The organism is Vibrio sp. 10N.261.46.A3, from assembly GCF_041472995.1.
GTDB lineage: Bacteria > Pseudomonadota > Gammaproteobacteria > Enterobacterales > Vibrionaceae > Vibrio > Vibrio coralliirubri.
This window is the reverse complement of the sequence record NZ_JBFRRH010000090.1, coordinates 1-6,760: the sequence shown is the minus strand read 5'-3', so window position 1 is coordinate 6,760 and position 6,760 is coordinate 1. Positions and strand designations below refer to the sequence as shown.

The 6,760-nt window shown below is 44.4% G+C and carries 6 protein-coding genes; 5 read left to right on the top strand and 1 reads right to left on the bottom strand.

The window, feature by feature from the left end; translation table 11 throughout:
• On the top strand, positions 1-817 hold an 817-nt coding region (locus tag AB4484_RS19865), incomplete at its 5' end, for a helicase-related protein (RefSeq protein ID WP_372079977.1).
• A gap of 629 nt (positions 818-1,446) precedes the next feature.
• Here AB4484_RS19865 and AB4484_RS19860 read toward each other — a convergent pair.
• Positions 1,447-1,965 (bottom strand): hypothetical protein, encoded by a 519-nt coding sequence (locus tag AB4484_RS19860; RefSeq protein WP_372079975.1) that lies wholly within the window; start codon positions 1,963-1,965, stop codon positions 1,447-1,449.
• A gap of 1,442 nt (positions 1,966-3,407) precedes the next feature.
• On the opposite strand from AB4484_RS19860, the gene mobH reads away from it, so the two are divergent.
• Genes mobH through AB4484_RS19840 form a run of 4 tightly spaced genes read left to right on the top strand, consistent with a single transcriptional unit; the run spans position 3,408 to position 6,745 of the window.
• Positions 3,408-5,213 carry a MobH family relaxase gene (mobH, locus tag AB4484_RS19855; protein WP_372079973.1) on the top strand — a complete coding sequence of 602 codons (1,806 nt, stop codon included), beginning with the start codon at positions 3,408-3,410 and terminating at the stop codon, positions 5,211-5,213.
• Positions 5,203-5,787 (top strand): hypothetical protein, encoded by a 585-nt coding sequence (locus tag AB4484_RS19850; protein WP_372079972.1) that lies wholly within the window; start codon positions 5,203-5,205, stop codon positions 5,785-5,787. The genes mobH and AB4484_RS19850 overlap by 11 nt, the downstream gene beginning before the upstream one ends.
• Positions 5,784-6,401 (top strand): AcaB family transcriptional regulator, encoded by a 618-nt coding sequence (locus AB4484_RS19845; RefSeq protein WP_372079970.1) that lies wholly within the window; start codon positions 5,784-5,786, stop codon positions 6,399-6,401. The genes AB4484_RS19850 and AB4484_RS19845 overlap by 4 nt, the downstream gene beginning before the upstream one ends.
• Complete coding sequence (locus tag AB4484_RS19840) at positions 6,401-6,745, top strand: hypothetical protein (protein ID WP_372079968.1); 345 nt, start codon at positions 6,401-6,403, stop codon at positions 6,743-6,745. The genes AB4484_RS19845 and AB4484_RS19840 overlap by 1 nt, the downstream gene beginning before the upstream one ends.
• The last annotated feature ends 15 nt before the right edge of the window (positions 6,746-6,760 follow it).

Sequence of the window (6,760 nt, the reverse complement as noted above, 5' to 3'; positions counted from 1 at the left end):
TATTGAAATTCCTTACCTTCAAGAGTATTTCGAGGAGATTGACTTAACACCGGACATGGAAGCGTACTATTCAGCCATGGAGCAAGACTTGATGAAGCAGCTCAGGCAAGCCCTGCGAGGAGGTGACCATACCTTGATGGGGGTGGTCATGAATGCGTTGCTTGCTTGGCCAGAGTGCGCCTTTCGTGAAGAGGTGGTAAGCCACCCAAGAACAAGAGAAGTGTTAGCCTATATACCCGCGTTGTTTGATGATTTGACACCGATGCCAAAGGAAGAAGCTCTGATAGCTAAGGTGAAAGAGAACACGCGAAATGGGCGTCGAACGCTAGTGTATACCACGTATACGGGCAAGCGAGACACGGCCTCACGGTTAAAATCTCTATTAGGCGCATCAGGTATCAAGTGTTCAGTGTTAAGGGCGAGCGTTAAAACGGAAGACCGAGAAGATTGGATACTGGAGCAAGTAGACCGTGGGGTCGATGTCATCATCACCAATCCCGAACTTGTGAAAACAGGACTCGATTTACTGGAGTTTCCGTCCATTGTGTTCATGCAATCGGGCTATAACGTTTACACCTTAATGCAGGCCGCGAGACGAAGCTGGCGAATTGGTCAGACCGAAGCGGTGGATGTGACTTTCTTAGGCTATCAGAACACGGCACAAATGGCTTGTTTAGAGCTCATGGCAAAGAAGATAGCGGTGACTCAATCCACTTCGGGTGATATGCCTGAGAATGGATTGGACGTACTGAACAGCGACGGAGACAGCACGGAAGTGGCATTAGCCAAATCATTGCTGAACCAAACGGCTACTTAGTAAGCATCTTTAATTAAGGAGAATCAAACTATACAGCGCCCCAAGTGGGCGCTTTTTTGTATTTGTTATCTATTCATCAAAGGAAAAGATAAATCATGGTGTTTTTTAGGGAAACCGCTCGGCGCAATCCCGTAGCTGGCGTAGCCAGTCGGAGGGTGAGCAAGCGGAATATCGCCCTAACCTGAACCTTGGCACGGTCACTGAAAATCAGATTTAAGCGTATAAAAGGGGATCGATCAAGTTAGCCATGGGGGATGAGACTGACGCGCTTCGCTTGTCGGATTTGGGCGATGGATAACTATTCGCTCGTGCCTCACGAAAGTTACCCACACACAAATCAGGAATGAATCACTCTAATGTTTATTTATTCTAATGTTATTTAATTCTTTTGTTTTGGTTACCTGAATATCTTTGGGAAGACCTAAAGCTCTACCTTTAGGATTGCCTACACGAATTTCTTTAGGGGGGAGGCCTATTATGGCTTTTTAGGGGGAATTGGGCGTATTTGATGGGGGTTTTGATGGGTTAGGTGTTTTTGAACGAAGTTGATTTGTGATGGGTGTCACATTTGATTTTCTTGAGATGTAAAAAAGCCTACCGAGCTAACGGCATTCTAAGAATTTGAGGGATTATTTTGGAGGTTCGTATTCTTCCCACTCGTAAGTGTCGATATCAGGTTGCTCTGACACTGAGGCTTCGCCTAATTGTTGATTAACATAATCAACTCTAGCGGCTGATGCTTGTTGAGTGGCTTCTTTTTTCTTGTTTTTCTTTCTGAGATGTCGATTAAAAAGCGTTTTGGCTTTTTTGTAGTATAACCCGAACATCTCAAGAGCAAATTCGTACTTGTTGGCGATTTGTCTTGGTGCGGAGTCAATCTCAGTTTTAATGAACTGAGCGGTAACTTTAATTCGACCGGTCTTTTTGGCTTTGGCTATCAGCTCTGTAACGTAGTTAACACTGCACCCCATTCTCGCAGCGATTTGTTTTCGGCTTGGGAATGCGCATTGTTTTTGAGTATTAAAGAACGTTGAGATACAAACCAACAAGGATTTGATATCCGCAGAAATGCTTTCATCACGAGCGATAGCATCGGTCAGTTGATTGTGGTGTTCAAGAAGAGTGAGTGTTTGGTTAGATGTTGTCATAAGAACCACCTATCAGCGCAAATAACAAAGATGAAAGCTGAGGCTTTCTTGTGTCAGTTGGTGATGGTGTTCTTTTTTTGAGCGCTGGACTGAGCCAGTGAGAGATAGTGTTGTTCATAATTGATTCCTAGTATTTGAGTGTTTGGGTGATAAGTCCAAACAGTGATAAAAGAATAAACGATGTTCTTCTAAAAAATCAACATTTTTCTTTTAATACGAAAAAACCCCAAGCCTACTAGGGAGCTTGGGGTTTATACGAAGTATTGTTACAATTAAGGAATCACCCCTAACATACTCAAACTGAAATAACAGTGCATAAAGTTAATTATGCAAGCATTGCTCTATGCAATGCTGCCTCAGTCTTTACGAAGATTATAGTTCAAATCAGAGTTAACTATCAAGTACAGATTCCTACTTTGGCTCACCTAATTAATCTTCTCCAAGAATTCGAATTACCTCTTCTAGCTTGTAATATTTTTCTTTTGGTAATGATTGAATGCTACATATAGTCTTACTCTGAAGGCTACTGGGTATTACACTAGATACTTCTTTAGATAAAAATATACGAGGATCTAACTCAAGAACCTCACATACCTTAATTAAGTGCCACCCCGAAATTCCACCATATTTTAACCATTTATTAACACTGGTTCGACTAACCCCAACTTTGTTAGCAATTTCGCTATGCGTGTAATTGGAGTTTCTAATTGCAAAGGTAAGTTGCTCATGAAGTGAATTTTTAAAGTACATAGTTATTTGACTTAAATCTATAAACCCTGATTTTAGCGTTGACAACATTTAAATATTAGTGTGAAAATAGTTTTCAATGTGAACTTTAGTTTCATTAATTTTAAGCTCTTTAAAAACTCACCACACTAACCCCTTGCACCAAAATCCAAGGGCACTTACACTGTCTTGGTCCATTTACTGGTCAAGCACACGGCCTCAATAAGCCTTAAATGCCCCTAGGAAGCGTGTCGCGGTCTGAGTTTTCAGATTGAAGGGATATCAAATTGTACTTATCTATCAAAGTATTACCGATAAGTGCAGCTACTCAATAAGCGAATACCTCAGAGCATCAGGGAACCTGATGAGATAGTGCGTCTTAAGTCGCCTATCGCTCTCTTTTCAATCCCATAATCGAGGCTATGCCTATCGAGGGCTTTTCACGTCTTGTGAAAAATGCTCTTTCTGCTGCTGTCGATCTAAAAGTTAATTTCATGTTTTGTGATTAAGTTCACATAGAAATACACCTATCTCTTAGGATGCTAGCGCGCACCTGTCGTTCAGCTCGCCTATTGGTCTTATTTCTGTGTGTTTGGTGTGGTGTTTTTTATGCAACTTATTCATCTGTTGCACAGTGCACTGCGTTTAGATTATGATTGATACTGTATAAATACTCAGCTTGTTTATTTATACAGTCTTATTTGGAGGGAATGGTATTGGGTAGTTGGATTGACCAGGTTTGGGGTTGGTTTAATGGCGTTGAACCAGAATGTGCACCTAAAAAAGCAGAATTACCTGTTGGTTTTGTGGCGCCTCTGGTGCGAGACGAGTTGTTGTCAGATGAGCCTATTGCACACCGTCTCACGACACTTAAGCGCTCTGGTATTGGCTTGCCGTATGAGTTATGGGATGAGTTTGTTGTCGATACGATTGTCGCATTATCTCAATACACTCAAGAGCTGCCAGCATCAGAAAATCACCATCACGCTTACCAGTGCGGCTTGCTTCTACACAGTCTTGATGTCGCTATCTATGCACTGCGCATTCGACGTAACTACGCCCTCCCTCCACTTTGTGCACCAGAAGACCGCACTTTCCGAGAAATTGTATGGGTCTATGGTGTGTTCGTTGCTGCACTTTTGCATGATGTGGGCAAGGTGTTTGACTTTGAAATTCAACTTCTTGATGGCAATGAGCATCAAAAATGGGATTACACAACGCCTATCACGCAGCCATATCGCTTCCGATACTTAAAAGAACGTCATTACGAATCCCACAAAACGCTCGCGCACAGCTTACTGTCTCGCGTGTTGTCTCAGAACCCAATGCGCGCACTGACGCACGACCGCCAGCTTTGGAACGCATTAAGTGACTTTCTGACTGGTCAACCACGAGAGGACAACGTACTCGCTGAGATTGTGCAGCAAGCGGACGCTGCGAGCGTCGCTCAAGACCTCGGCGCGGAAGGTGAAGCGATTTCCATTGCCGCCGAAAATGCCAAGCAACCATCCGCCTCTTTGGGCTCTCAGCTTCGCCTTACGCTCAAGCACTTACTCGGCTCTGGAAAAATCCCTATGAACCATAAAGATGGGGAGGGGTTCATTGATGGCGACATGGTATACCTTGCGTGTCAGCCTATTGCTGATTTGCTCCGTGGAGAATTGGCGGAGCGTGGTTTAACGCACGTTCCGAGTGATGACGCTCAACTTTTTAATGAATTGCTGCATTATGCTTTGATTGAAAGTGGTGAGAACGGTCAGGCTGTCATGCGAGTAGAAGTTTACCTATCGGACAGCGACTGGCGACAGGCTTTCACCTGCATTCGTGTTAATTGGAAAACCCTACTTCCTGATGCTGACAACCTGCACTCTCTAAATGGCAGTGTGACACAGCTTGCTGGCGAACCTAATGATAAGCCAGTCGAGCCTTTGTATCAGGAAGATGAATCAACGGACACATCGCCACCCAAAGAACAAGTCTCAGAGCCCGTAAACGAAAGTGGCTTAAATGAAGACCTTCTGCTTGCCGCTATGGGGATGGCCTCCAATATCACTGCGTCTGAGCCAGAAGAAAAAAGCGACGAGACGATTGTTGATGCTAACCAGCCCGCCGCGCAGGACTCACCGCTCAGCCAAAATCTGATATTGAGCGAGATGTCTCAAGGTGACCTTACCACTGCCTTTGTGGATTGGGTTGAATGTGCCATTGTCACTGGGAAACATAAGGCCAATCAAGAGGGGGCATTGTTTCATCGCATTGGCGATTATTTGGCACTCTCTTCTCCTAACGCGTTCAAAGCGTTCATCCAAACCCGTTGCATCAACACGGCAGACAGTGATTTTCCAGCGATTCAAGCGGCTTTAAATAGCGTAGCTGTGGTGAGCTCATCATCGGGGATCACTCTGCATCAAATCATAGCGAAAGGTGCATCAAAGCCAATGAATATGATGCTACTGCCTCTTTCTGACAAATTAAGAGCCAAGCTCTCTAGCAATCCGATGTTGGAGTGGAATGATGAGTAAGTTAATGGTTCAGAAAACCGAAGTGAATGAGGAAATCACTCGCACTTTGCTTTTGAAGATTGCAGATATGTCGATGTCACCAGGCACCCGACAGCTTTTGATTGCCGATTACGGCATTCCCCCGAAAAAACTGAAATCGCTCATTGCGATGTCACCGATAGAGATGCAAGCCCTAGCAAGGGAGAGTGGTGTGCAAGAATTAGTGCTGCCGATTGTTGAGCGCTGTTTGGGTTATGGTATTCCAAGCGAAGCCATGGATTACCTCTCATTGAATGCGTGTCGTGGGTTCATGAATCATTTCTTTGGTGTATCGAGAGCACAATACACTCAGTGGACCAAAAAACTACCGATTAAAGAAGGGTTCGGTCAGCGGATTGTTCCACTCAGCAAGGAAGAGGCTGTTTTTGAGTTGCTAATCCGTTACGGCGGAGAGCAAAAGCGAAACGGCTCTTTTTGCATAGAGCCGAAAGTAGACAGCCTAACCAAGCATGATATCTACACGATTGCCCTCTCTTCAAATTTGTCTATTCGTGCGATTTGGCATGAAGTGGAACGTTGGAAAGCCCTAGCATGAAGCACATTACTCTATTTACTCATACTTTTAAGCGCTTGTGGGATGTGACCCCGCCCCATAAGCGCAGTCACATTAAATTCGTCGTTACCCGTTTGATTCATTTAGAGCGGGCGGTGAAAAAAGACGACCCCTACGCTGATTGGGCGATGTTGAACATCGAACGCGCCATTTTTTCCCTGAATGAGGTGACCTTAACCGTGATGAAACGTGTTCATCCAGAGAAATCGCTTCAAGAGGTGGCGCAGTGGTTGGACGTTGAGCCACTCATCCACTTGCCAGAAAAAGAGACACCACGCATGGCTTGGTTGATGTTGAATAGCTTTCAAAAGGCCGACCGAGCGCTGCTTTTTGCCATTGGTGACTTAAATATGGCTGACATCAGTCGAACTGAATTTGAGCAGATTAAGAGTCAAATCGTCAAAGCGTTCCATGAGTGCATTCATGTTTTTCATACTCATCGAACTCATGTGTCGGGCATTACCCGTCAACAATACTCGGACAAGCAAGGTCATACACAAAAAGTCATTAATCGACTGGGTGTTTTACCTCTTGAGATTGAACACGCCCTAGAGCGTGCTGAATTTGCGCCACACATTACACGGACGAAGAAATAATGATTATGAAATCACCCTTCTCAATCTCTGGCCTAATGCCAAGTCACCAATTGCTCATCCGTGCGGTTGCTCGTGTAGACGACCTTTCAAAAGCGCAAAAAAAACTACTGATTGCTATTGTGCTCAACACGCGCGTCTTAAGTGATGGGGTTGTTATCTCTGTACGGGAATTGGCAGAAGATACGGGGTACAGCCCTGGGTATATCCGTTGGCTGAGCTCTCTTGCACAAAAAAAAGGCTTTTTAAAATCCACGCCTCATTTTGATGTTGATGGATATGGCAGCAAATATCGAACTGGGAATCTTTATCATCTCACCTTGCCGGATTCCGTGGTAGCATTGTAAGCGTCTTTAAATCGA